This window comes from Brevibacterium album DSM 18261 (assembly GCF_000426445.1).
Lineage (GTDB): Bacteria > Actinomycetota > Actinomycetes > Actinomycetales > Brevibacteriaceae > Brevibacterium > Brevibacterium album.
This window is the reverse complement of record NZ_AUFJ01000012.1, coordinates 21,209-46,088: the sequence shown is the minus strand read 5'-3', so window position 1 is coordinate 46,088 and position 24,880 is coordinate 21,209. Positions and strand designations below refer to the sequence as shown.

The following is a 24,880-nucleotide window of genomic DNA, read 5'->3' as shown; positions in this document are numbered from 1 at the left end:
CGATGCAGATACGTCTCGGTATGCCCACCCTCCGGGCTCCGCACGGCGAGAGCCCGGAGACGGCTGCGGCCGCGTACGCGCGCTCCGCGGCGGACACGCAGGCAGAGCTCGATCGCCGTGCCGCCGATGCGCCGGCAGCGCCCGGGCTCCGCGACCGATTCGGGCGGCTGGGCACGGATCTGCGCATCTCGCTCACGGACAAGTGCAATCTGCGCTGCACCTACTGCATGCCCGCCGAGGGGATGGACTGGATGCCGCAGTCCTCCCTCCTCACCGCGGACGAGGTGATCCGCCTGGTCGGCATCGCCGTCCGGGTGCACGGCGTCCGCGATCTGCGCCTCACGGGCGGGGAGCCGCTCATCCGGCGCGACCTCGAGGAGATCATCGCCGGCGTGCGCGCACGGCACCCCGAGCTCCCCATCGCGCTCACCACCAACGGGATCGGCCTCGACCGCCGGGCGCAGGCGCTCAGGGACGCCGGGCTGACTCGCATCAACGTCTCGCTCGACACCATCGACGCGGAGACCTTCGCCGCCCTCGCCCGCCGCGACCGCCTCGCCGGTGTGCTCGCGGGCATCGACGCTGCCCTCGCCGCAGGCCTGCGGCCGGTGAAGATCAACGCCGTGCTCATGCGCGGGGCCAATGACGACCAGGCCCCCGAGCTGCTCGCCTTCTGTCTGGAGCGGGGCCTCGAGCTGCGCTTCATCGAGCAGATGCCCCTGGACGGCGACCACGGCTGGACCCGTGAGGGCATGGTCACCGCCGCCGAGGTGCGCGCACAGCTCGCGGAGCACTGGGACCTCGTCCCAGACGACCTGCCCCGGGCCGGAGCGCCGGCCGAGCGCTGGCGCGTGCTGCCCCACGGCACTGCCCCTGCCGGAACGGATGCTGGCGATGCCGGCTCGACCGATGGCAAGGATGTCTCGACCGATGACGAGGCTGCTGCACCCGCATCCACCTGCACCAGCGCAGGCTCGGAGCCCCCGGTGCTGGGCCGAGTGGGCGTCATCGCCTCCGTGACGGAGCCGTTCTGCTCCGCCTGCACGCGCACCCGCGTCACGGCGGAGGGCAAGGTGAGGTCCTGCCTCTTCTCGCACGAGGAGTTCGACCTCTCCGCCGCCATGCGCTCGGGCGCCGATGACGAGGAGGTGGGCAGGCTCTGGCAGCAGGCGATGTGGCTCAAGCCCAAGGCCCACGGCATGGATCACGTGGGGCTCGACAGCGAGGACTATGTGCAGCCGGACCGGAGCATGAGCGCGATAGGCGGCTGATCCCGGGCGCGCCTGGGGCCGGACGGCGGCTGCATCCCGGGAGCGAGCGCTGTGCGGGCGATGAGACTGTGTGAGCGAACAGGAAGGAGAGAGTGGGGCATGAGTCGTACGTCCGCTGCGGGAGGCAGCACCGGAGCCACCGTCGAGGTCCGCTATTTCGCGGCGGCGCGCGCGGCCGCGGGGCATGTGAAGGCGGAGAACGTGCCGCTGCCCTTCGACGAGCTCACACGCGAGCAGTTCGCCGCGCTCCTCGTCTCGCTCCACCCCCAGCCGCCGGCCGGCGAGCCCGATCTCGAGCGCGTCCTCGCCCAGAGCACTCTGCTCGCCGACGGCACCGCGCTCGTCGCGGAGGACGACCTCGTGCGCGGCGGCATGCGGGTGGACGTGCTCCCGCCGTTCGCGGGCGGATGAGGGAATGAGCAACGAGGCCGGCCGCGCGCCCGGTCATCCGTCCGGCCGGTCCCGCGCGCACAGTCACGGACGCCTGCCCGACTGGTGCACGGCGATGGCGCTGTCCTACGCCCTCGGCCGTGAGGCTGCCGGGCCCGCTCCGCACGAGGCCGTGCCGCTGGATGAGGCCGCCGGCTGCATCCTCGCGGAGGAGCTTCGCACGCCCCTCCCTGTTCCCCATTACCCCTCGTCAGCGATGGACGGCTTCGCCTATGCCGCACATGAGCCCGCGGGCACTCCTCCCACCACGCGAGAGGCCGCATCGGGAGAACCGACCCCGGGGGAATGGGTCCTCGAGGACTGGACCGGCAGCGAGCACTCCCTCGCCCCCGGACGCGCCTGTCCCGTCGTGACCGGTCGCGCCGTACCCCATGGCGCAACCGGCATCATCCGCAGCGAATACGCACAGGTGAGCGATTCGGCGCACACCGGTCCCACGCCCACGGCAGGCGACTCAGCCCCAGACCGGACCCTTGCGCTCGCTCCCGGAGCCCCACTCTCCGAGCTCGAACCCGGCAGGCACATCCGACCCGCCGGAGGCGAAGCCCCTTCCGGCGCTCTCATCGCCCCCGCCGGAACCGCCCTCACACCCCCGCTCCTCGCGATGGCGGCGATCTGCGGACGCGATTCCGTCCTCGTCGCCTCACCTCCCCGCGTCTCGCTCCTGTACACGGGGGACGAGGTGGTCGCCTCGGGCCTGCCCGTGCGCGGCACCGTGCGCGATGCCTTCTCCGTCCAGCTGCCCCACCTCCTCTCCCTCGCAGGGGCGGACATCCTCGACGCGGTGCGGATCGGCGACGATGCCGCGACCACACGAGACGCCCTCAGCCACATGCTCGCATCCGGCACGGACATGATCGTCACGACGGGAGGGACCGGCAGATCCGCGGCCGACCACATCCGCGCAGAGCTCACCGCCCTCGCACAGGAGACGGGAGGCCGCATCGTGTTCCCGGAGCTCGACATGCGCCCCGGACACCCCACCCTCCTCGCCGCACTGCGCACAGCAGAAGGGCGCCTCGTGCCCGCTCTCGGCCTCCCCGGCAATCCGCTGGCGGCCATGGCCGCGATGCGCGTGGCCGGACGGGCGCTGCTCCGGGGAATGCGAGGTCTGCCGCCCGAGGTGCTGCTCACCGTCCCGCTCGGCGTCGACTCCCCAGCGCAGAAGGCCGAGCGCCTCGTGCCGGCAGTCCCGGACAATCCGCGAAGTGAGCACTTCGTGTCGGATTCCGGTGCCGAAAGCGACGGAAAGCGCTCACTCGGTTGCAGGTCTGCACAGGATGAGCCCGCCTGGGAGCCGTGCACCCACGCCGGACCCAATATGATGCGCGGGCTCACGTGCGCGGAGGGGTGGATCGTCCTCCCCTCGCGGGCCGTCCGGGCGGGTGAGCGGGTTCCCTTCCTGCCGCTGGAATGGTGAGGCGGCCGCTCAGACGGCGGGCCCGCCCCTCGCGCGGAGCCCCCGCCTCCCCAACCTCCTTCGGCTCTCCCTCCTCAGCCCCTCGCCCCTCCGGTGTCTCAGTCCTCGCCCTCCCGGCCCAGTAGGCTCGTGCGCACAGGCCCCGACCACCGGCCCCGACACCGAGGACCCGCCATGCTCCGTCACCGCCCAGCCGCCGTGCTGGCCGCAGGAATCTCCGCATCCCTCATGCTCGCGGCCTGCGGGGATGCCACGGGCAGCGGGACGGACAGCGGCGCGGACGACCCCTCGGGAGCGGACGGCCAGGAGGAGACGACCCTCACGGTCTTCGCCGCCGCCTCGCTGACCGACACCTTCGAGCAGCTCGCAGACGCCTTCGCGGAGCAGCACGAGGGGGTGGAGGTGCGGCTCAGCTTCGCGGGCTCCTCCGATCTCGTCACCCAGATCGCGGAGGGCGCCCCGGCCGATGTCATCGCCACTGCGGACGAGCGCACGATGCAGCGCCTCGTCGACGAGGCCCTCGTCGAGGGGGAGCCCGTCCCATTCGTCGCCAATGTCCTCGAGATCGCGGTGCCCGCGGGCAACCCGCAGGGCATCACATCCCTGCAGGACCTCGGCGACCCCGAGTTCGACGTCGTCGTCTGCGCACCCCAGGTGCCGTGCGGGGCCGCCGCGGAGAGAGTCGCGGCGGCCGCAGGCGTCGAACTCACTCCGGTGAGCGAGGAGCCCCAGGTCACAGACGTGCTGGGCAAGGTGGCCAGCGCCCAGGCCGACGCCGGTCTCGTCTACCGCACGGACGCCGCCGGCTCCGAGGCCGTCGAGGGCATCGCCTTCCCCGAGGCCCAGGAGGCCGTCAACACCTATCCCATCGCCCCCGTCGCCGAGGCCGCCTCACCGCAGCTCGCGGCGACGTTCACGGACTTCGTGCTCGCGGAGGAGAACCGGGAGGTCTTCGAGGAGGCCGGATTCACCACGCCCTGACGCGCACGGGGACACGCCCCGTCCGCCGGACGTCAGACCTCCCGCACGTCAGAACCTCAGAGCCTCAGAACCACTGCACGCCACCCCGCACCGGAAAGACCGGAGAGAGGAGCACCGGCATGGGCACACCTCGCACACGTGAGCGGAAGCCGGGCGTCCCCGCCCTCCTCCTGCCGCTCGCCGGCCTCGGCGCGCTCGTGGTGCTCCTCCCCCTCGCGGGCCTCGCCGCCCGCGTGCCGTGGACGGACTTCCTCGACCTCGTCACCGGCGAGGACTCGCTCACCGCCCTGAGCCTCTCGGTCCGGACCGCACTCGCGGCCACCGCGATCTGCGTCCTGCTGGGCGTACCGCTCGGGATGCTGCTCGCCCGCCGCACATTTCCCGGACGGCGGGTCCTCAGGGCCCTCGTCCTGCTGCCGGTCGTCCTGCCGCCGGTCGTGGGCGGCCTCGCGCTGCTCGCGACCTTCGGTCGCACGGGACTGCTCGCCGCACCCCTCGCAGCCACGGGCATCGACATCGCGTTCACCACCGCGGCCGTCGTGTGCGCCCAGACCTTCGTCTCCCTCCCCTTCGTGGTCATGGGCGTCGAGGCCGCCACGCGCACACACGGGACGGGCGTCGAGACGGCCGCCGCAGCGCTGGGCGCCGGCCCCGCCCGCACCTTCGCCACCGTCACCCTGCCGCTGCTGGCGCCCGCGATCGCCTCGGCGGCCGTGCTGGCCTTCGCCAGAGCGCTGGGTGAGTTCGGTGCCACGCTCACCTTCGCCGGCTCGCTCGCCGGCACCACCCGCACTCTGCCGCTGGAGATCTATCTGGCCCGGGAGACGGACCCCGAGGCCGCCGTCGCCGTCTCGATGCTGCTCGTCGCGATCGCGCTCCTCGTGGTCGTCGCCGTCTACTCCCTGCCCCGCAGCCGGGCCCATGCGCCCCGCCCCTCCGCCGCGCTGCTCCGAGGGGGCGTCGGCGCGCATGGGATGCCGAACAGGGCTTCGGATGGAGCGCCGCGCGAGGTGCCCGATGAGGCCGCGCTCGAGGCGCGAGGCATGTCACCAGGCATGACGCCGGGCGAGCCTCCGGACACGGTCGCCCCCGGGCAGCGGTGCGAGCCACCGGGCGGAGCCTCCCACCGGGCTGCGTGGCGAACCAGCGGGCGCAGCGTCTCCCGAGGCACCGGGCCAGGCACACCCCCGGGAGGCGCGCCCATGCCCCCGCCGCCCGTGCAGCTCAGTGCGCGCTTCCGCGTCCCGGAACGCGGAGTCTCCGTCTCCCTGGAGGTCCGCCGCGGCGAGACCCTGGCTCTCACCGGCCCCAACGGCTCCGGGAAGTCCACGACGCTCGCCGTGCTCGCAGGCCTGCTCGTCCCCGCCCACGCCCGGGTGGAACTGGGCGAGCGCGTGCTCACGGCCACGGGCGAGCACGCGTCCACCACCGACGTCGACGTCCCGCCCCACCGCCGAGGCATCGCGCTCCTGCTCCAGGAACCGCATCTCTTCCCCCATCTCACGGCGGCGAGCAATGTGGCCTTCGGCCTCCGGAGCGCGGGCATCACCGGCGCCGAGGCCAGAGACCGGGCACATGCGATGCTCGCCGACCTCGGCATCGGCCGCCTCGCGCGCACCCACCCCACCGCGCTCTCCGGCGGGCAGCGGGCGCGGGTGGCGCTGGCCCGGGCGCTCGCCTCGGACCCGGAGGCGATCCTCCTCGACGAGCCGAGCGCCGCACTCGACCGGGACTCGGCCCCCGCGATCCGCGCGCTGCTGGCCGCCCACCTCGCGGACCGCACATGCGTGCTGGTGAGCCATGACCCCGCCGAGGTCGAGGAGCTCGCTGACCGGGAGCTCCGGCTGGGCGCACCCGGCTGAGTCCGGCCCCGGACCCGCGCCGCTTCGCGATCGAGACGCCGGTCACCTAGAATCGCTCCATGCCCTCCCACCCTCATGCCCGTGCGCGCCGTCCGCGCCGGCTGGTCTCCGCCGCGGCCATGCGCCCGCTGCTGCAGAACCGGCACCCGGGCACCAACGGGTGGATCAGCTCGTGGGGCACCAATGCGCACGGGGAGATCGCCGGCTGCCCGCCGCTAACGGCCTGAGGCGCACCGGCCCTCCGCAGATCGCCCGCATCGCAGACAGATGCCGCGAGCGCACGGACCCCCGGATGCGCAGCCGCTCCCAGCCGTCCCCTCCCCCTGAAGGCTCCCATCGTGTCGAACCCGTCGTCTCACCAGCAGAATCCCGCCTCCTCGGCAGCCGCCTCCTCCTCGGTCGGCACCGAGGCAGCCGCGCCCGAGGCGGTCCAGGGCTTCCCGCCCCACTCCCCCACGCGCTCCCCGCGTGCGCGCCGCGTGCCTCCCCAGATGTGGCTGGGCATCCGGAAGACTCTGCACTCGGACGCCTTCGGCGGCGCACTGCTGCTCGCGGCAACGGCCGCAGCCCTCATCCTCGCGAACACGCCCCTTGCCGACTGGTACACCACCGTCCGCGACTCCGTCATCGGCCCCTCCTCGCTCTACCTCGACCTCTCGATCGGGGCATGGGCGGCCGACGGCCTCCTCGCGATCTTCTTCTTCGTGGTGGGCCTCGAGCTCAAGGAGGAGTTCGTCGCCGGCCGCCTGCGCAATCCGCGGCGCGCGGCCCTGCCCATCGCCGCAGCGGTGGGCGGCGTGGCCGTCCCGGCGGTCATCTTCGCCCTCGTGAACATGAACGCGGGGCCCGATGCCCTCCACGGCTGGGCCATCCCCACCGCGACGGACATCGCCTTCGCCGTCGCGGTCCTCGCCGTGGTCGGCCGGTTCCTGCCGCCGGCGCTGCGCGTCTTCCTGCTCACCCTCGCGATCGTCGACGACCTCATCGCGATCACGATCATCGCCGTCTTCTACACCGCCGACCTCGACCTCGTCTTCTTCGCGCTCGCGCTCATCCCGCTGGCGGCCTTCGCCGTCCTCGTGCAGCGCGGCGTCCGCTCCTGGTGGATCCTCATCCCGCTCGCCGTCCTCACCTGGGCGCTCGTGCACGCCGCCGGCATCCACGCGACCGTCGCCGGTGTGCTGCTGGGCTTCACCGTGCCGGTGCACCCCACGCCCCGCACGCGCGTGCACGTCTCGACGGACTCCGACGGCGTACCCGTCTACGAGGGCATGGCCGGACACTTCGCGGACAAGTGCGGCATCGTGTCCGTGGCCTTCGCCGTCCCCGTCTTCGCGTTCTTCTCCGCGGGTGTGACGGTCGGCGGGCTGGAGGGCCTCCGCAACGCCTTCGCCGATCCCATCACGCTGGGCATCGTCGCCGGCCTGGTGCTGGGCAAGCCGATCGGCATCCTCGGCACGACCTTCCTGCTCAGCCGCCTCCCCGCCATGCGCCTGGACCCGGAGCTGCGCTGGGCGGACCTCACCGGCATGTCCTTCATCGCCGGCATCGGCTTCACCGTGTCCCTGCTCGTGGGCGAACTCGCCTACGGCTCCGCGAGCGTGGCCGACGAGCACGTGAAGATCGGCGTGCTCGCAGGATCGTTCATCGCCGCGATCATCGGCTCGTTCCTCATCAGCTTCGGCAACCGCCGTGCGAAGCTGGCGCAGCAGGAGACCGCAGAGGCGGGTTCGGCGTAGTCCGAGCCGCGGGCCGGCAGCGGCTGACCCGCCCGCACCCCTCCCGGAACCGCCCTCGCTGCGGTTATGATCGTCTTCCACCCCCGCGCGAACTCCGCGCGGGGGCATGATCACCGCGTCACCCCGCTCCCGCCTCGGGCTCCGTCCAGCCTGCGCCGTCCCCGCTCAGCGATCCGTTCCGGCACCGATGAGCGCCGACCGCGCCGACCGGCACCCGCCGGACGGAGACGCGCCCGGCCGAAGGACGCTCCGTGAAGCCGTTCCACCACGTCGTCGCGAACACCGCGCTCGCGAACATGACCACCTCCTATCTGTGGTTCGCACTCACCTTCTGGGTCTACCTCGAGACGCGGAACGTAGCGGTCTCCGCCGTGATCGGGGCCGGCTACATGGGTCTCGTGTCCGTGTTCTCGCTGGTGTTCGGCATGATCGTCGACCACAACCGCAAGAAGCGGGTCATGCTGCTCGCCGCGGTCATCACCCTGCTGGCCTACCTGCTGGCGTGCGGCGTCTGGCTCGTCTCCGACCACGGCGCGCTCGTCAGCCTCACGAGTCCCTCCTTCTGGCTGTTCGCGATGATCATCCTGGGCGGCTCCGTCGTGGAGCAGATGCGCAACATCGCCCTCTCCACCACCGTCACCCTCCTGGTCCCGGAGGGCGAGCGCGACAAGGCCAACGGCCTCGTGGGGATGGTCCAGGGCCTCGCCTTCTTCATCACGAGCGTGTTCTCCGGACTCAGCATCGGCTACCTGGGCATGGGCCCCACGCTGGGCATCGCGACCGCGCTCACCGCCGTCGCCCTCATCCACCTCCTGCCCATCCGCATCCCGGAGGAGAGGATCGTCACCGCCGCCGAGGTGCAGGAGGCCATCGCCGCCGAGGCGGGTGGGGAGGAGGGCATGGGTGAGGACACCGGGGCGGGCGCCGAGGGGCACGCCGGGGCGGGCACGGCAGTGGGCACCGGGGCGGACACCGGGGCGAGTGCCGCGGGGCGCACCGAGGCGAGCGCCGCAGTGGGCGGAGGTGCTGAGGCAGGCTCCCCTGAGGACGGCTCCGCAGGCGCCATCGGCGGCGCGGGTGCAGCAGCACTTGGAGAGCGCGCTGCGGCATCTGCAGAGGGCACTGCGGCACTTGGAGAGGCAGAGACTGCCGCGGGGAGGAAGGGCGCCATGGGAGAGTCCGCCTCGGCGGTGCCCGTGCCCGCTCCCCTCACTGCCTCCGAGGCCACCGCCGCACCCCTCCCCGGCCCCGCAGCCGCACCCGGGCGGGTCTCCAAGCTGGACCTCGCCGGCTCGATCCGGACGATCCGGGCGATCCCGGGCCTGACGGCGCTCATCCTGTTCGCGTGCTTCAACAACTTCATCGGCGGCACGTTCATGGCGCTCATGGACCCGTACGGGCTCGAGCTGTTCTCCCCGCAGCTGTGGGGCATCGTGCTGGGGGTGACGAGCCTGGGCTTCGTGGTGGGCGGCGGCATCGTCGCGAGGACCGGCCTGGGAGCCAACCCCGTCCGAACGCTCCTCTTCGTGAACCTGCTGGTCGCGGGCATCGGGATGGGCTTCACGATCCGCGAGTGGTGGTGGCTGTTCGCCGTGGGGATGTTCGTCTTCATGGCGCTCATGCCCGCCGCCGAGGCCTCCGAGCAGACCATCCTCCAGCGCGTCGTCCCCTTCCACCGGCAGGGTCGCGTGTTCGGCCTCGCGCAGAGCGTCGAGACGGCCGCCAGCCCGGTGAGCGCCTTCTTCGTGGGCATCATCGCCCAGCAGACGGTCATCCCCTGGGTCGATTCGGAGGCGGGCCGGGAGGCGCTGGGCTGGCTGCTGGGCGAGGGCTCCGCACGCGGCATGGCGCTGATGTTCATGGGCGCCGGCCTCATCATGCTGCTCGTGGTCCTGCTGGCGTTCGTCTCACCCCAGTACCGCGGCCTGTCCGCCTACTACGGCAGCACGCGCCAGGATCTGACGGAGGCCGGGGCACAGGGCGAGCGCGTGGCAGAAGCCGGGGGTGGGGCCGGAGCCGGAGCTCAACCAGGGACCGGAGCGGAGTCTGCGCCCGAGGCTGGCCTCGGCGGTGAGCCCGGCCGCGGGCACGGCGTGGATCGGAGCGGCTGAGAGCGCAACGGCCCCGCCAGGCCGGCTGCCAGCGCACCCACGCAGCTGCCCGACTGCCCGGCTGCCTGCACGCCCGCGAACCCGCAGCCCGAGCGCGCGGGATAGGCTCGGCGGGGACGTCCGCGGGAACCGAGGAGGCATCGGCCATGGCCGAGGACACGCAGACCAGCGCGCCCACCGTCAGGCTCGAGGACCTGCTCGCGGGCACGCTGGACGCACGCGCGCTCGACGAGATCGCACACCTCGCGGAGGAGACCCCGCGCCCCGAGCTCACCCGCATGGTCGGCGCGATTCCCCCGGTGCGGGCCGCCGTCCTCTTCCGCGCACTCGGCAAGGACACCGCGCTGGCCGTCTTCGAGGCACTGACCCCCAGCTACCAGGCAGAGCTCCTGCACACGCTGCGCGGGGCGGAGGTCGCCCACATCATCGACGCGCTCGACCCGGACGACCGCGCCGAGGTGTTCGGCGAGCTGCCCGCCTCCCTCGTGAAGAAGCTCATGCTGGGCCTCGATCCCGCCGAACGGGAGATGACGGCCACCGTCCTCGGCTATCCGAAGGACTCGATCGGCCGCTACATGTCGCCGGAGGTGCTCAGCCTCCACCGCGACTGGGACGCCCGCACCGCACTGGAGACCGTGCGCGCGCACATCGACGAGCCGGAGACGGTCTACCTGCTGCCGGTCGTGGGCCCCGGCCGCGTCCTCGAGGGGGTCGTCTCCCTGCGCTCGCTCCTCGCGGCGGCTCCGGACCGTCCCCTCGCCGAGCTCACCCGCGAGGCCACGAGCACGCACGCGCTCACGGACCGGGAGGTCGCCTCGCGCGACTTCCTGTCACACCGCCTCATCGCCATGCCCGTGACGGACGATGAGGAGCGGCTGCTGGGCATCCTCACGATGGACGATGTGCTCGACATCATCGACGAGGAGGACGCCGAGGACGCCGCGCGCTCCGGCGGCGCCGAACCCCTCGACCGGTCCTATCTCTCGAGCTCCATCCTGCGGATCGTGCGCAGCCGCATCGTGTGGCTGCTCGTCCTCGCGGTCTCCGCGATCCTCACCGTCCAGGTGCTCGAGATCTTCGAGTCCAAGCTCGACCAGGTGGTGGTGCTCGCCCTCTTCATCCCGCTGCTCACCGGCACCGGCGGCAACACCGGCAACCAGGCGGCGACGACCGTCACCCGGGCCCTCGCCGTGGGTGAGGTGCGGGTGCGCGATCTCGGCAAGGTCATCTGGCGGGAGCTGCGGGTGGGTCTGGTGCTGGGCTCCGTGCTGGGAGTCCTCGGCCTCACGGTCGCGGGACTGGTCTACGGCTGGGCCATAGGCACGGTCATGGGGCTGACGCTGCTGTCCATCTGCGTCATGGCCGCCTGCGTGGGCGGCCTCATGCCCATCATCGCGAAGAAGGTGGGCGCGGACCCCGCCGTCTTCTCCAACCCCTTCATCTCCACCTTCTGCGATGCCACCGGCCTCATCATCTACTTCACGATCGCCACGGTGGTGCTGGGCCTGAGCTGAGCTGTCGGGGCGGGACCAGGGTTTGCACCGAAGCACAGCATCATGCAGGTTTCTTCATCAAAACGTTCAAGACCCGTGAAAATTCATCACACGGTCCAATCTTGCGTTCTAACATTAGAACACATATACTATATGCAGCAGCAGAACATCCACTCCGAGTGCACCGTCGCACAGGGAGGTGAATGCAGTGACAGTCGAACTCCCGCCCTCAGACCCGCCGCCCGAAGGGTGCGAGGAGCCCGCTTTCAAGGTTCCCTTCGCACAGCACGACCGTGAGGCGCTGGAGGCCTGCGACAGTCCCGCACTCACCCTCCTGGACATGGCCGAGTCCGCCGGGGACCGCCTCGACGCGGGCGCCCTGGCCCCACAGGAGCAGCTGTCGTCCCTCCGTGCGCTGGAGGCCGCGCGGCGGCACATCGACGCCCTCAGCACCGACCTCATCGCCGCCTTCGACCGCTCCGGCACCGCCACCGATCACGGCTACCGGACCACGGAGCAGCTGCTCCAGGGCGAGTTCCGCATCACGGTGCACGAGGCGCGCAGACGGGTCCGCCTCGGCCGGCTCCTGGGCGAGAGGGCCACGCTCCTCGGGGAGCGACAGGTGCCCGTGCGCCCCCTCATCGCCGAGAACCTGGCGGCCGCACGCATCTCCGCCGATGAGGCCCGGGTCCTCTGCGATGCGGTGGAGGATCTCCCGCCGCAGATCAGAGCCGAGTACGGGGGCCGGGTGGAGGCCACCCTCGTCGAACTGGCCCCGACGCTGCGCCTCAGGGACATCCCCAAGCTCGCAGGTCGGATCGTCCAGACCATCGACCCGGACGGAACACCGCCGCAGTTCACACCGGAGCCGCACAAGCACCACATCACCCTCAACCAGAAGGTGAACGGCGACTGGAGGCTCTCCGGCCTCCTCGACTGCCCCACCGGCACCACCCTGTACTCGCTGCTGTACGCCCGCATGCGGGACACCGACGCCGAGGTGCGGATCAGGCCGCATACCGCCGCCTCGGGAGATGCTGCCGCTCCGGAAGGGAGCGCAACCGGGCTCGAGGGCTCCCCGGATTGTCTCGGTGCCGGCTCTGCCGATCCGACGGCGAACACGGGCGCCTCACCGACCGGCGGATCCTCCGCCCAGAAGGCCCCGGACCAGGACATGCCTGTCCAGCCGAGCCCCGAACACGCAGATGCTCTGCCCCGCATCAGCGAGGCCGTCTGGGAGCGCACCCGGGTGACGGTCGACTCCGAGGGCCGCACGGTGGTGAGCGGTGCCGCCACGGGCGAGGGCACGCTCATGGAGGACGACCGCCTCTACCTCATGGGCGACGACGGATGGCCGGTTCCCATCAGCGCGCGCATCTCGGACGCGGCATTCGAGCTTCTCGCGGAGGCCCGGTCCAGCACCTCCGGCTCCGCCTCCACCGTGCTCTGGGAGAAGACGGTGGGCCGCGCGGCCGCGGATCACGACGCCGGACCGGAGCCACCCCCGGATTCATCGGCTTCACCGGCTCCCCCAAATTCACCGGCTTCACCGACCCCACCGACAGTGTTCACCCCGCCACCGCGCACGGGTCCTCCACCGGACGCCGATCTCCCACCGAACCCGGGGCCGGAACTCACAGCGGGAGCGGAAGCCCCGCGTGGTGGGCCTGCGCCTCCGCACACCACGCTCCCACCGGACGGGATGCCGCCGTGTCCACCGGAGGAGGTCGCCACCCAGCCTGTCGTCGTGGGCAGCCGCAATCCCGGCGTGCGCGAGGACGGCACACGCAGCACAGTCACACCGGAGCCCGATTCGCATTCCCCCGGAAGGCAGCGCCACGACCGGCTGGGGTTCCTCCTCCGCTGCCTCGGTCGTGAGCGGGTGCTGCACGGCGCCGACCACGCGCTCGTCGTCTCCGCCACCGCACAGGAGCTCGCGCGTCCTCATCAGCCCCTCTCCACCCAGACCGGCGGCACCACGACCCCTGCGCAGCTGAGCGGCTGGTCGGACGCGATCCAGATGTTCGCGCACATCACCGACGGCCGCGGCCGCACGGTCGCGGTCCGGTCCCGGGGCCGGTTCGCCACCCGCAGCCAGATCGCGATCCTCACCGCGCGCGACCAGGGCTGCACCTTCCCCGACTGCGACGCTCCGGCCGCGTGGTGCGAGGCCCACCACATCGTGCGCTACTCCGAGGGCGGCCCGACGGAGATCGGCAACCTCACCCTCATCTGTCCTTTCCACCACCGCTGGTTCGAACGCTCCGGCTGGACGGGTCAGCTCATCCGCGGCCTGCCTGCATGGACGCCACCGGCACACATCGACCGCTCCCGGAAACCCGTCTTCCACTCGCGCTTCCGCGCAGCGCTCATGGGCCTGCCGCGCAGCCTCGGCGGAAGGCGTGACGGCGAACCCCTCACAGACCTCGACGGGGACCGCGCCAGGGACCTCGGCAGAGGCCTCGGCAAAGGCCTCGGGACAGCGGACTGAGGCCTCTGCGACGGACGACTTCGGCAGCAGGTCCGGACCTCGATGGCGAACCGAAAGCTCGGCAGCGCACCGGTGCCCTGGGGACGAGGCCTGGCCCCGGGGACGAGCCCTCTCCCGAGCGCCGCCGGTCCCAACCTCCTCCCGAGCGCCGCCCCACCTGATCGCAACCGACCCCCGCCTCGGCGGATAATCGGAACCCAGGACAACGCGCACGGAGCATCGAGACACGGACGGGGCGAGCCATGGGACTTGAGGAACTGGAGCTGCTGGCGATCGCGGCGGTGCTCGTCATCGTGGGGGTGTCCTACTTCGCGCAGAAGCTCGGGGTGGCCGCACCCATCCTGCTGGTCGTGGTGGGACTCGTGCTCAGCATGATCCCGGGCATCCCGGCCGTCAAGCCGGCGCCCGAGCTCATCCTCACGGTGATCCTGCCGCCGCTGCTGTACTCCGCGGCGGTGAACATGCCGGTGATGGACTTCCGGCGCGATCTCGGCACCATCAGCGCGCTGTCGGTGGTGCTCGTGCTCGTCTCCGCGTTCGGGGCCGGGCTGCTCCTGTGGTGGGTCTTCCCGCAGCTGAGCTTCGCCGCGGCCGTGGCGGTCGGAGCGGTGGTGAGCCCGCCCGATGCGGTGGCCGCCACCGCGATCGGCAAGAAGCTCGGCCTGCCGCCTCGCCTGCTGACCCTGCTCGAGGGCGAGGGACTCGTCAACGACGCCACCGCGCTCGTGCTGCTCCGGACCGCGGTCGCGGCGACGGCGGGGACCTTCTCGTTCTGGCACGCGCTGGGCGATTTCGCCTATGCCGTCGTCGTCGCGATCCTCGTGGGTGCCGCTGTGGGCCTGGTCTCCGTCTGGGTCCGGTCCAGGATCAATCAGCCGGCGCTCACCACCGCGATCTCCTTCGCCGTGCCGTTCATCGCTTTCCTCCCCTCCGAGGAGCTGGGCGCCTCCGGCGTCATCGCCGTCGTCGCGGCGGGTCTCATCACAGGGGCCAAGAGCGCCCGGAAGTTCACCGCCCAGGACAGGAACTCCGAACGCACCAACTGGCTGACGGTGCAGATGCTCCTGGAGAACGGCGTCTTCCTCCTCATGGGCCTGCAGCTCATGCACCTGGTCACGGACGTGGAGGATGTGGGCCTGTCCGTCTGGACCGCGATCTGGGTGGGCCTGCTGGTGACAGCTGTGCTCATCGCCGTCCGCACTGCCTTCGTCGTGCCAGTGGTGCTCGCCGCGCGGAGGCAGCAGCGGGCGGGGAAGGCGCGGAAGGAGCAGTTCGGCCAGCTCCTCGACAGCGCCGCAGACGAGGGCTCCCGCGAGCAGGCGGCCGGGAACCGCACACAGACGGGAACGCGCAGTCAGACAGGGACGCCCAGTCAGACCGACGCCCGCACACAGCGCGAACTCCGCCGCCTGCGGCGCCGGCACGCCGATGCCCGGTTCTACGCCTCGCAGGGGCTCGGCTGGAAGGGCGGGGCCGTCCTCGCCTGGTCCGGCATGCGCGGCGTCGTCACCCTCGCCGCGGCGCAGTCACTGCCCCTCACCTTCCCCTACCGCACGCAGCTCATCCTCATCGCCTTCGTCGTGGCACTCGTGACGCTCGTGGGCCAGGGCGGCACGCTGCCCGCGCTCATTCGGCTCCTGGGCATCCGCGGCACGGACGCGGAGCACGCGAAGCGCGAACTCGCCCTGCTCATGAGCGAACTCGGCGATGCGGCCGCAGAACAGGTGCTGGACAACCCGGACGTCCGCCGGCACGACGGCACGCCCTTCGACCCGGCCGTCATCGAGAAGACGGCGAGGATGCGCGAACGCCTGCACAGCTCGCTCACCGACACCGAGCACGCCGAGGAGCGCAGCACCTATCTGCAGCAGGTCCGCGAGCTCGAACAGCTCATCCTCGAGGCTCAGCAGGACGCCCTGAGCGAGGTCCGCTCCGCCGGCACCTACGGCTCCCACACGATCGCTCGTGCCCAGCGGCAGATCGACCGGGGCTATCTGCGCTTCGCGGAGGAATGACGGGGAGGATGCGAGGGGCTGGGCCGGGCAGGCGAGGAGCTGCGGGGGCGGGCGACAAGCTGCGCCGGGCGAGCGGGCCCACAGCGCCGCTGAGCTCACAGAACCGCCGCCTCACCGCTCCCGCGGACGTGCTCGCACACGGATCCGCTGACCTTCATCGCCGTGGACGGTGAGGGTCTCGACCGGGGCGGCATCGGCAGGTCCCAGCCAATGGGCCACTCGGGTGTCGAACTCGGCGGCTTCACCGGGTCGCAGCACGAGGTCGTGGCTGCCCAGCAGCAGCCGGAGCCTGCCGGAGAGCACGAGCACCCAGACGTACCCTCGGTGCCTGCGCATCATCTCGGACTCGTACTCCCAGGAGCGGTCACCCGGCTCCTCTCCGTGGGTGTGCGGGAGGGGTTCGGGCGGGCCGCCCGGCAGCGGGTGGATGAGGGTCTTCGCCGCGGAGAGCCCGCCCGGAGTCTGCGACAGCGGCATGATCGTGCGGCCGTGCTTCTCCACCAGGTCGAACCGGAGACGCGGATCGTGCGAGAGCCGCGCACCGACGAGCTCGTCGAGTCCGGTGCCATAGACCGAGGCGAGCGTCACCAGATGGTTCAGCCCCGGCGTCCGCTCCCCGGTCTCCAGGCGGGAGAGCGTGCTGACGGAGATCCCCGTGGACAGGGAGACCTGTGTGAGGCTGAGCCCGAGCCTGCGCCGGTGCCCCCGGAGCGCGGAGCCCGCGCCGGCCAGCACCTCGGCGGCGGTTTCCGAGGGGTCGCGTGCCTGGACCGAGGCGGCCGCCGACTGCTCCTGCTCCGTCACGCCGCCCCTCCTCTGCGTCCGGCTTTGCCGGTTCAGCAAGCAATCTAGCGTGTGCGGGCCTCGGCTGCGAACGCGCAGCACCGCACCCACCCCCGACTCCGCCCCGCCCCTCCCGCTAGGGTGGTGCGGGACACAGCGGCCCCGAGAAGGGACTCCCCCGTGACCGTCTCCGAACAGACCCGGCGACTGCGCAGGCAGGGCTGGTACGGCGCGAAGAAGCACGTCAAGATCGCCCTGAGCCTGCCGCCGCTGCACGGGCTCATGCGGGCGTTCGCACCGAGGGTCCTGGGGCTCTCCGTCCGCCGCCTGCCCGCCCCGAGCGGACTGCGCGAGGTGCGGGGACGCGCCGCCGGAGCCGAGTTCACCATGCTCCGCCCCGACCGCTGCGAGGTCGCCAAGGAGCTGTACTGGGGCGGGGGAACGCGGCCCGATCCGCGCGACAGCTTCGCCCTGGAGCTGGTGACGCGTCTGGCCCAGGACGCGCGCCTGCTGCTGGACATCGGGGCGTACACGGGCGTGTTCAGCCTGGCGGCGGCAGCGGCGAATCCTCGCCTGCGGGTGCTCGCCTTCGACATCGTCCCGCCGGTGGTGCGGATGCTGGAGGCGAACGTGGTGCGCAACGGCCTCCAGGGACGCGTCCAGGTGCGCGGGACGGGCGTGGGCGATCCGGATGCCACCATGCGCATGCCGGCCGCGGATCGGGGGCCGGCGCTGCCCTCCTTCTACTCGCAGGAGATGGACTTCGACAACGGCGTGGACGTGGGGTTCGTCTCGCTCGATTCGCTCACGGGCGAGGCCGCGGAGGTGACAGGCGCCGCCGAGGCGCACTCCGGTCCCGTGCCTGCTGATGCGAGCAGTTCCGCCAAGGGGGCGATCGGTGCCACGGGAACCGCCGGCGAGCCGGCCGGTGGCGAGGCCGCAGGCGACAAGGCAGCCGGCGGCATCGTCATGAAGATCGACGTGGAGGGCGGGGAGACGGACGTGTTCGGATACGGGCAGGAGTTCCTCACGCGGTTCGCCCCCGACATCCTCTGCGAGGTGCTGCCCGGAGCCCGTGCGGAGACCCTGGAACGGCAGCTCGCTCCTCACGGCATGCGCTTCTACGCGGTGGGCGAGTCCTGGCTGGAGGCACGCGATCGGATCGAGCCGCAGGCCGAGTTCCGGGACTGGCTGCTCACCCCCAGGACCCCCGACGAGCTGCGCGGTCGCGGCATCGAGGTCCGCTGACCCGCCCCTGACCGCAGCATGCATGGGCCCTGCGTGCGCGGGTCGCCGATGGAGGCTGGGCGCGGCATCTGCCGGCCTGGGCCCGACCGCGATATGTCACAGACCGGCACCGAGCATCGCATCTGACCACTGTGCGTCACAAACGGCGAAAGCCTATGGACACTCGCCCCTCATGTCCATAGATTCCCTATAACACAGGCGAACATCCATATCGCATCTGCGCATCTGCGGCAGTGGAGACAGGGACGATGCAGTCCCGGAGCTCTGCGAGGGTCACGGGGCGCGGGAGGGACTCATCATGTCGCATCAGCTCACGAACACAGCAGGCTCGCCCTCGGATGAGGCCGCCTGCCTCGCAGATGAAGCGGAAGGCGGGGTCTCTGCCGAGTTCCCCGCGCCGCCAGTGGAGCTCACGGAGCACATGCACGGACCGCTCCCGCCGCAGCGGGACTTCAGCGTCCCGCGCACGCAGTGGCGGCGGAAGCTCAGCGGCATCCCCTGGCTGAGCCGGGTGGTCACGGAACTCCCCGAGCGGATCGACCGGAAGTCCGCTCTCGATCGGTTCGCGCATCTGTGGCCCCATGATGCCCTCGGCGCATTCGTCGTCATGCTCGTGTGGGCGTACGGCCCGAAGCCCGGCTACGGACCTCACCGGGCGCTCATGATCGTCACAGCGCAGGAGAGGCTCGGCCGTGATGCCGTGGATCCGCTCGTCGAGGACCGACTGCGGGAATCGGTGCGAGTCGCGGTGGAGGACGGTCCGGCCGCGGGATTCGTCCAGATGACGCAGTGCCACCATCACTCTGACCCGGAGGAGCCATGCGGGCACATCCGGGGCCTCGGCCCGTCGTTCTTCACGAAGTGGCTGAACTTCGCCACGGAGGCGGAGGGCGCCCGGATCGTGACTCCCGTGCTGGACAGTCGGATCGCCAGATGGCTGGCGGACCACGCGAACCGGATCGACCGCGAGACGCGCGAGCGGCTGCTCCGGCAGGAGGACGCGCGACGGGAGGCCGCGTATGCCTGCGGGGCGGAATACGAACCCGACCTGAGCGAAGAGCTCTCGTGGGCATCGGGCTGGTCCCCGACCACTCCGGAGGCCGACCGCATCCGCTTCCCGCTCTCCCCGCCGAATGCTGCGGACTACGAGCGCTATCTCGCGCTGCTCACGGTGTGGGGCCGCACCGCGGGGCTGCCGCCCGCACCCGTGGCCGACCACATCCTTGCGCTCGTCGCAGAGGAGAAGCCGCGAGCCAGGCCCGCAGACGCATGGCCGGCGTCACGGGAGCTGCCGCCGCCGTGGAACCCTCCGCTGGGATCGCCCGCTCCCGGGCTGCCACCGGAGCGCCCGCCGTTCTGATGGGCGTCGTGATGACGATGAACACCGCTATGACGGCCGCGCATGCCCGCACGCAGAGCATCGGGAACCGCGACCCTCGAACGGCAGACCCTCACCGGGCCGGCACCGCCGGACAGGCACACGGGAGAGCCCTGGACAGCCATCCGAGACACCACTGGACAAGCAGGCGAGACAGCGGCAGTGTGAGGCCTCATGGCAGGCGACGCAGACCCCACACGATCAGACGCAGCGCTCACGCAGCCGGTCCCGGCGCTCCCGGGTCTTCTCGACCCGGCGCTCATCGATCAGGCACGGCAGCGCCTCACCGGACAGACGCGCAGAGTGTCCGTGACCGGCGATGCGCTCACGACGCCCGATGGCGCCACCGTGTCCTTCGCACTGGAATTCATGCAGCACACGGGCACATTCAAGGCGCGGGGCGCGCTCAACTTCCTCGGCGCGCACATCGACTCCGGCAGTCTGCCGGATTCCGGTGTCACGATCGCCTCCGGCGGCAATGCGGGGGTGGCCTGCGCATGGGCGGCGCAGCGTGTGGGCGCGCGGGCCACCGTGTTCCTCCCGGAGACAGCACCCGCACCCAAGGTGGAGCGGCTGCGGGCGTACGGTGCCGAGGTCCGCCTGCAGGGCACGGAATACGCGGACGCGGCACAGGCCTGCGCAGTCTTCGCGGAGGACTCGGGCGCTCTCATGTCCCACGCCTACGATCACCCCCTCATCCAGGCGGGAGCGGGCACGCTCGTCGAGGAGATCCTGGAAGCGCGCCCGGACACCACGGTGATAGCCGTGTCGGTGGGCGGTGGAGGCCTGTTCGCAGGAGTCTCGGCCGCCGCACGCCGGCGGGGGCTGCGGGTCGTCGCAGTGGAGCCGGAGAACTGCCGCGCGCTGAATGCCGCGCTCGCGGCCGGGGCTCCGGTCGACGTGACGGTGGACTCCGTGGCCGCGGACTCACTCGGGGCGCGCCGCATCGCCGCGGCCGCACTGGCCGAGGCCCAGCAGCCGCACGCAGTCTCCGTCCTCGTGGACGATGCCTCGATCATCGCGGCACGCCGCGCGCTCTGGACCGAGCACCGTGTGGTGGTCGAACACGCCGCTGCGACAGCGCTGGCGGGGATCGCCGCGGGAGGCGCAGGCCGGGCCGCTGGGAGCGCATGGCTCACTGCTGAGAGCACACGCCGGGCCACTGAGGTCACAGGCACCGGGATCGGCCCGGAAGACCGTGTGTGCGCAGTGCTGTGCGGTGCCAACACCGCGCTCGACTCCCTGAGCTGAAGCCTGGGGCGCCCCTGCTCCACGGCGCCCCTGCTCCAGCGCACCCCTGCCGCCACAGCCCCGGAGCACCCCTGCCCCCCGGGGGCCAGCCCCTACGTCCGGATCGCGTCGACGATCCGGGCGCGGGTGGCGATGAGCGCCGGGACGAACCCCGCGAGGGCGCCGGAGAGCACCGCCACGAGGAAGCCCACCAGGGCGGCGGAGACCGGGAAGCTGGGCGTCACATTCATGCCCTCGGAGACGAAGGAGAGGACCTGGGGCGAGCGCAGGGCGAGCACGGACACCGCGATGCCCACGACACCGGCGATGCTGGTGGCGACCACGGACTCCATGAGCACGGAGAAGAACACGCGTGCACCGGTGGCGCCGAAGCTGCGGCGGATGCCGATCTCGCGCACCCGCTGCTGCACCGTCACGAGGGCGATGTTCACCAGCCCCAGCACCCCCAGGAAGAGGATGAGCCCCGCGATGCCCAGCAGTGCCAGGCGCAGAGTCACGAGCGGGTCCCCGCCCTCCTGGAACATGTCCACTCGCCACACGTCCCAGCTCTCACCCGTCGCCGTCGACAGGCGACTGCCGAGCTGAGTGCTGAGCTCCTCGGAGATCTCGGACGGCACCCATGCCTCCATGACGAGTCCCAGCCCCGGATCCGAGAGCTGCAGCAGGGACGGCGAGCCCGCCAGCATGTAGGCCTCGCCGCTGTCGTAGTCGTTCCCGGGAGTCACGCCCACCACGGTCACCGTCACGGGGTCGTCTCCGCCGTCAGGGCTGAGGCTCAGGGAGAACGGCAGATCCGCTCGCGTCCTCCCCGCCCACTCGAGGACGTTCTCGTTGACGACGGCGGAGGGGGCGAGGTTCTGCTCCTCACCGGGGGAGAACCAGCGACCGGCCACCAGCCCCACGCTGTGGATGGTCTGCCAGTCCCGCTCGACCAGCGAACCGCTGACGTACTGCCTGCCCGTCTCCGATTCCATCGTCGCATCGAGGATTCCGCGCACGGACGAGTGACCGATCCCGAACTCCTCGAGCACCGGATCCGCCGCCTCGCGCAGCTTCCGCGGGTCCGTGCCGAGGTCGCCGCCCGTGGGCTGGAGCTGCAGGGTGGCGTCGCGCCCGCCCATCTGCTCGTAGTTCACCCGGAAGTTGTCCTGCACCAGGGTGGACATGGCCACCACCATCGTCAGCGAGGCGACGGCCACTGCCACGCCCACGAGCGAGAGCAGGACGCGCAGCTTGTGGATCCGCAGCTCCTGCCACGCCTCGATGAGCGACCCCAGGAGAGCACCCGTCATCGGAGCTCACCGCCTTCCAGCGTGAAGCGCCGGTTCGCGCGGGAGGCGATGGCGGCATCGTGGGTGATGGTGATGAGCGCGGCGGAGGACTCCGCTGCGGTCTCCGCGAGGAGGTCCATGACCACGGCACCGGTCTCCACATCGAGCGCACCGGTGGGCTCATCGGCCAGCAGCAGCCGCGGCCTGCGCACCAGGGCACGGGCGATCGCGACGCGCTGCTGCTCACCGCCGGACAACCGCCCCGGCAGCTGCGCCGCGCGGTGGGCCAGCCCCAGGCGCTCGAGCACCTCGAGCGCGCGGCGCTTGCGGGTGCGGACCTCGGCGGCCGTGCCGTAGAGCAGCGGATGGGCCACGTTCTCCAGGGCGGTGCGCCCGGGCAGCAGGTTGAACTGCTGGAACACGAACCCGATCTGCCTCCCCCGCACCTGGGCGGCACGGCGGGCGGAGAGCGTGGCTGCCGAGACCCCGTCGAGCTCCACGGTGCCCGCGGTGGGCCGGTCGAGCAGCCCCAGGATGTTCAGCAGGGTGGACTTGCCGGTGCCGGAGCGGCCCACGATCCCCACGTGGTCGCCCTCCTCGACCGTGAGATCCACGCTGCGGAGGATCTGCAGGTCACCACCGTCCGGCAGCGTCACATGGCGCGCCACGCCCTCGAGGCGGAGGAGCGGAGCACTCACCACATCATCTCCTCTTCCCCGAAGCCCATGTCCTCCTCCGGCTCGGTGCCCGGCACGTACTCGAGGATCATCTCGCCTTCCTCCAGGCCCTCGCGCACCTCGGCCTGCACACCGTCACTGAGGCCCATCGTCACCTCGCGCTCCTGCGGCTCCCCGTTCTCGTCGAGCGTCCAGACGACGGCGTCCTCGCCCAGACCGCGGACCGCGGTCACGGGCACCACCAGCACGTCCTCGACGGTGCCGGAATCCACGCTCAGCGTCATGTCCAGGCCGTTGTAGACCTTCACCTTCTCCGGCACGGCGCACCGCAGCTGCGTGCTGCCCGCGGACTCGGGTGCCGACGCCTCTCCCGTGAAGGGATCGACCTCGCCCTGGTTCCCGCCTCCGCCTCCGCCCGCGGGCGAGGCACCGGCCTCCACGAGGCGCAGGCCTGTGCAGTCGAAGGGCGCAGGACCGCCGGTGATGGTGATCTCGGCCTCCTCCGGGATCGTCTCCAGGCGGTAGAGATCCACCGGCGGGATGTCCGCCACCGCGCTGTAGTCGCGCTTGGAGAGGGTGAGGGCCTCGTCGCCCTTGGCGACCTCGTCGCCCACCTCGAGGGAGAAGGAGTCCACGGTGCCGTCGGCCGGCGCCACGACCGTGTGGTAGCTGGGCCGCGCCCGAGGCACCGGTGCCGCATCCGCTGCCTCCGCGCCCTCCTCGGCCCCGCCCGCGCCGGGTCCTCCCCCTGCCGAACCCTCGGCCGATGGCTCCGCCTCCTCGCCCTCCACCCGGATCTGGAACAGCTGGGCCCCCTGGAGGACCTCCTGGCCCGGGGTGGCCCAGATGTGGTTGACGGTCCCGGAGTGGGTGGCCTTCACCGGCACGGGGTCGACGACGGCGATGGTTCCGGAGGCCGTGAGCCGGGACTCGATGGTGCCCCTCTCCACCATCGTCTCCGTCCCCAGGAGCTCCCCGGTGGGGAACTCCTCGGAAGCGCTCGGATCGGCGCTCGGCCTGAATGCGAGCCAGGCGAGCGACACCGCGATGACCACGAGGACGAGGAGGTAGGCGATCGGCAGGATCACCCGGCGGAAAGTCTGCACGTGCGGGCCCCTTTCATCGGGTGCGAGAGTCATCAGTGGCTCACGGTCACGCAGAGCCGGCGGTCGGGTGGAGCTGAAGGACTGCCAGAACCGACGGAAACCGGAATCGGCCGGAGCCATCGGGAGCCGGGTGAGGAGAGCAGGTCACCGCACCTCGGGCTCACAGGACCGCCGGACGCATGGAGCGGACGGCGGCCGAGCTCAGCTCATAGTAGGGCCGGGCTCCTCGCCGATTCCGGCATTTCCCCTGTTCACAGCATTTCCGGGCAGAAAAGCAATGAGAGCGTTATACAGGCTCGCGCCCCTGTCGTCGTTCCGCTCGGAGATACTCCGTACGGGTGACGACACGGGCGCAGGGCGGTGCGAGAATACGCAGTTCGCGGGCCCTTGCGGCTCACACGCGTGCCCGGCTCGCGGAGCCTCCCTCGGCGGACGGCCGTTGCACCACGAGCCCGAGCGCGACTCCGCCGACGATGAGCAGCGCTCCTGCCCACTGCGGTGCGCTCAGCCTCTCACCCGCCGCCGCGAGTCCGAGCAGCGCGCCGGTGAGCGGGTTGAGCAGCCCCACGATGCCCACGGTGCCCGCCGGCAGGCGTGCGAGCCCGCTGAACCAGGCGATGTAGGCCATCGCGGTGGCGATGAGCCCCACATAGGCGAAGGCGGCCAGCTCGGTGTCGGCGAGTGGCCTCGGCACGCCCTCCACCAGGAGGGCTGCAGGCACGAGGAGGAGTCCGGCTGCGCTCAACTGCCAGGAGGTGAAGACGAAGGGGGAGACGGGCGGCCGCCAGCGCTTGGTGAGGACGAACCCCAGCGAGGACGAGGCCATCGCCAGGAGGGACGCGACCACACCCCCGGTGTCGAGACCACCCGCAGCACCGTTGACCAGGAGCGCCACGCCGAGCAGACCCAGCAGCGCGCCCGCCCAGCGCATGGCCGAGGTCCGCTCCCCCCAGCAGGAGACGGGCCAGTGCCGTCGTCGCGAGCGCGGAGCAGGCCATGAGGGTCGCCGCGACCCCGGAGGGCAGGCGGGTGCCTGCGACGTAGACCAGGACGAAGAAGCCCCCGATCGAGAGCGTCGAGATCACCGCGGTGCGCCACCACCACGACCCCCGAGGCAGCTGGCGCACGCACAGCAGGAGGAGGAGACCGGCAGGCAGAGCCCGGAGTGCGGATCCCGTCAGCGGCATGTCCGCCGGCAGCCAGTGCCGGGTGACGAAGTAGGTGGAGCCCCACGCCACCGGGGCGAGGGACGTGAGGAGCACGTCCCTCATGTATTTAGCTTCCATAGAAGCGATATTAGCTTCCCTGGAAGCTTTTTGCGCTTCCGGGAAAG

19 protein-coding genes and 1 pseudogene are annotated in these 24,880 nt (G+C 71.6%); 14 read left to right on the top strand and 6 right to left on the bottom strand.

All coding sequences use genetic code 11. The features are described from left to right. Nucleotides 1-2: 2 nt before the first annotated feature. The 11 genes from K318_RS0109230 (at nucleotide 3) to K318_RS0109185 (ending at nucleotide 15,833) form a co-directional block, all read left to right on the top strand. Nucleotides 3-1,271: a GTP 3',8-cyclase MoaA gene (locus K318_RS0109230; protein ID WP_029089288.1), complete on the top strand. Its 1,269-nt coding sequence runs from the start codon at nucleotides 3-5 to the stop codon at nucleotides 1,269-1,271. 99 nt (nucleotides 1,272-1,370) lie between these two features. Further along, nucleotides 1,371-1,682 (top strand): ubiquitin family protein, encoded by a 312-nt coding sequence (locus K318_RS0109225; RefSeq protein ID WP_029089287.1) that lies wholly within the window; start codon nucleotides 1,371-1,373, stop codon nucleotides 1,680-1,682. A gap of 4 nt (nucleotides 1,683-1,686) precedes the next feature. After that, nucleotides 1,687-3,141: a molybdopterin molybdotransferase MoeA gene (locus K318_RS0109220; protein ID WP_051297769.1), complete on the top strand. Its 1,455-nt coding sequence runs from the start codon at nucleotides 1,687-1,689 to the stop codon at nucleotides 3,139-3,141. Nucleotides 3,142-3,315: 174 nt separating this feature from the next. Then, nucleotides 3,316-4,122: a molybdate ABC transporter substrate-binding protein gene (modA, locus tag K318_RS0109215; RefSeq protein ID WP_035281329.1), complete on the top strand. Its 807-nt coding sequence runs from the start codon at nucleotides 3,316-3,318 to the stop codon at nucleotides 4,120-4,122. Between the two features lie 119 nt (nucleotides 4,123-4,241). Further along, a complete protein-coding gene (locus K318_RS25830; RefSeq protein WP_051297768.1) occupies nucleotides 4,242-5,984 on the top strand; it encodes an ABC transporter permease in 1,743 nt (580 codons plus the stop codon). Nucleotides 5,985-6,043: 59 nt separating this feature from the next. Continuing rightward, the gene (locus tag K318_RS24975; RefSeq protein ID WP_169721455.1) at nucleotides 6,044-6,211 is read left to right on the top strand and encodes a hypothetical protein; all 168 of its coding nucleotides are present in this window, start codon (nucleotides 6,044-6,046) and stop codon (nucleotides 6,209-6,211) included. A 264-nt stretch (nucleotides 6,212-6,475) separates the two neighbouring features. Continuing rightward, nucleotides 6,476-7,723, top strand: coding sequence for a Na+/H+ antiporter NhaA (gene nhaA / locus K318_RS0109205; RefSeq protein ID WP_084500008.1), 1,248 nt, complete (start codon nucleotides 6,476-6,478; stop codon nucleotides 7,721-7,723). Between the two features lie 251 nt (nucleotides 7,724-7,974). Next, a complete protein-coding gene (locus K318_RS23670; RefSeq protein ID WP_051297767.1) occupies nucleotides 7,975-9,834 on the top strand; it encodes an MFS transporter in 1,860 nt (619 codons plus the stop codon). A 146-nt stretch (nucleotides 9,835-9,980) separates the two neighbouring features. Beyond that, nucleotides 9,981-11,348: a magnesium transporter gene (mgtE, locus tag K318_RS0109195; RefSeq protein ID WP_029089283.1), complete on the top strand. Its 1,368-nt coding sequence runs from the start codon at nucleotides 9,981-9,983 to the stop codon at nucleotides 11,346-11,348. Between the two features lie 187 nt (nucleotides 11,349-11,535). Beyond that, nucleotides 11,536-13,818, top strand: a complete 2,283-nt coding sequence (locus tag K318_RS0109190; RefSeq protein ID WP_029089282.1) for an HNH endonuclease signature motif containing protein — start codon at nucleotides 11,536-11,538, stop codon at nucleotides 13,816-13,818. A gap of 242 nt (nucleotides 13,819-14,060) precedes the next feature. Continuing rightward, nucleotides 14,061-15,833 (top strand): cation:proton antiporter, encoded by a 1,773-nt coding sequence (locus K318_RS0109185; protein ID WP_029089281.1) that lies wholly within the window; start codon nucleotides 14,061-14,063, stop codon nucleotides 15,831-15,833. 111 nt (nucleotides 15,834-15,944) lie between these two features. On the opposite strand, the gene K318_RS0109180 is transcribed toward K318_RS0109185, so the two are convergent. Then, complete coding sequence (locus K318_RS0109180; protein WP_029089280.1) at nucleotides 15,945-16,637, bottom strand: helix-turn-helix domain-containing protein; 693 nt, start codon at nucleotides 16,635-16,637, stop codon at nucleotides 15,945-15,947. A gap of 159 nt (nucleotides 16,638-16,796) precedes the next feature. On the opposite strand from K318_RS0109180, the gene K318_RS24670 reads away from it, so the two are divergent. From K318_RS24670 to K318_RS0109165, 3 genes are all read left to right on the top strand, one after another. Next, the gene (locus K318_RS24670; protein ID WP_029089279.1) at nucleotides 16,797-17,864 is read left to right on the top strand and encodes an FkbM family methyltransferase; all 1,068 of its coding nucleotides are present in this window, start codon (nucleotides 16,797-16,799) and stop codon (nucleotides 17,862-17,864) included. 298 nt (nucleotides 17,865-18,162) lie between these two features. After that, nucleotides 18,163-19,224: an 8-oxoguanine DNA glycosylase OGG fold protein gene (locus K318_RS0109170; RefSeq protein WP_029089278.1), complete on the top strand. Its 1,062-nt coding sequence runs from the start codon at nucleotides 18,163-18,165 to the stop codon at nucleotides 19,222-19,224. 192 nt (nucleotides 19,225-19,416) lie between these two features. Further along, nucleotides 19,417-20,493, top strand: a complete 1,077-nt coding sequence (locus K318_RS0109165; protein ID WP_084499922.1) for a pyridoxal-phosphate dependent enzyme — start codon at nucleotides 19,417-19,419, stop codon at nucleotides 20,491-20,493. Nucleotides 20,494-20,585: 92 nt separating this feature from the next. On the opposite strand, the gene K318_RS0109160 is transcribed toward K318_RS0109165, so the two are convergent. The 5 genes and pseudogenes from K318_RS0109160 to K318_RS25825 all read right to left on the bottom strand — a co-directional run. Then, nucleotides 20,586-21,785: an ABC transporter permease gene (locus K318_RS0109160; protein WP_029089276.1), complete on the bottom strand. Its 1,200-nt coding sequence runs from the start codon at nucleotides 21,783-21,785 to the stop codon at nucleotides 20,586-20,588. After that, nucleotides 21,782-22,462, bottom strand: a complete 681-nt coding sequence (locus K318_RS0109155) for an ABC transporter ATP-binding protein (RefSeq protein ID WP_342664205.1) — start codon at nucleotides 22,460-22,462, stop codon at nucleotides 21,782-21,784. The genes K318_RS0109160 and K318_RS0109155 overlap by 4 nt, the downstream gene beginning before the upstream one ends. After that, the gene (locus tag K318_RS0109150) at nucleotides 22,459-23,547 is read right to left on the bottom strand and encodes an efflux RND transporter periplasmic adaptor subunit (RefSeq protein ID WP_156913882.1); all 1,089 of its coding nucleotides are present in this window, start codon (nucleotides 23,545-23,547) and stop codon (nucleotides 22,459-22,461) included. The genes K318_RS0109155 and K318_RS0109150 overlap by 4 nt, the downstream gene beginning before the upstream one ends. Before the next feature lie 394 nt (nucleotides 23,548-23,941). Next, on the bottom strand, nucleotides 23,942-24,478 hold the full coding sequence (locus tag K318_RS25565) for a DMT family transporter (RefSeq protein ID WP_051297766.1): 537 nt from the start codon (nucleotides 24,476-24,478) through the stop codon (nucleotides 23,942-23,944). Nucleotides 24,479-24,554: 76 nt separating this feature from the next. Then, nucleotides 24,555-24,818, bottom strand: a pseudogene (locus tag K318_RS25825) (EamA family transporter); the annotation flags it as partial. Nucleotides 24,819-24,880: the final 62 nt, after the last annotated feature.

Bases quoted from the DNA above. Each gene is read 5' to 3' on its own strand.
- K318_RS0109225 (WP_029089287.1), top strand. From the start codon at position 1,371: ATGAGTCGTACGTCCGCTGCGGGAGGCAGCACCGGAGCCACCGTCGAG.
- K318_RS0109220 (WP_051297769.1), top strand. From the start codon at position 1,687: ATGAGCAACGAGGCCGGCCGCGCGCCCGGTCATCCGTCCGGCCGGTCC.
- K318_RS24975 (WP_169721455.1), top strand. From the start codon at position 6,044: ATGCCCTCCCACCCTCATGCCCGTGCGCGCCGTCCGCGCCGGCTGGTC.
- modA (WP_035281329.1), top strand. From the start codon at position 3,316: ATGCTCCGTCACCGCCCAGCCGCCGTGCTGGCCGCAGGAATCTCCGCA.
- K318_RS0109185 (WP_029089281.1), top strand. From the start codon at position 14,061: ATGGGACTTGAGGAACTGGAGCTGCTGGCGATCGCGGCGGTGCTCGTC.
- K318_RS0109170 (WP_029089278.1), top strand. From the start codon at position 18,163: ATGTCGCATCAGCTCACGAACACAGCAGGCTCGCCCTCGGATGAGGCC.
- K318_RS0109165 (WP_084499922.1), top strand. From the start codon at position 19,417: ATGGCAGGCGACGCAGACCCCACACGATCAGACGCAGCGCTCACGCAG.
- K318_RS25565 (WP_051297766.1), bottom strand. From the start codon at position 24,478: ATGCGCTGGGCGGGCGCGCTGCTGGGTCTGCTCGGCGTGGCGCTCCTG.
- K318_RS0109160 (WP_029089276.1), bottom strand. From the start codon at position 21,785: ATGACGGGTGCTCTCCTGGGGTCGCTCATCGAGGCGTGGCAGGAGCTG.
- K318_RS0109230 (WP_029089288.1), top strand. From the start codon at position 3: ATGCAGATACGTCTCGGTATGCCCACCCTCCGGGCTCCGCACGGCGAG.
- nhaA (WP_084500008.1), top strand. From the start codon at position 6,476: ATGTGGCTGGGCATCCGGAAGACTCTGCACTCGGACGCCTTCGGCGGC.
- mgtE (WP_029089283.1), top strand. From the start codon at position 9,981: ATGGCCGAGGACACGCAGACCAGCGCGCCCACCGTCAGGCTCGAGGAC.
- K318_RS25830 (WP_051297768.1), top strand. From the start codon at position 4,242: ATGGGCACACCTCGCACACGTGAGCGGAAGCCGGGCGTCCCCGCCCTC.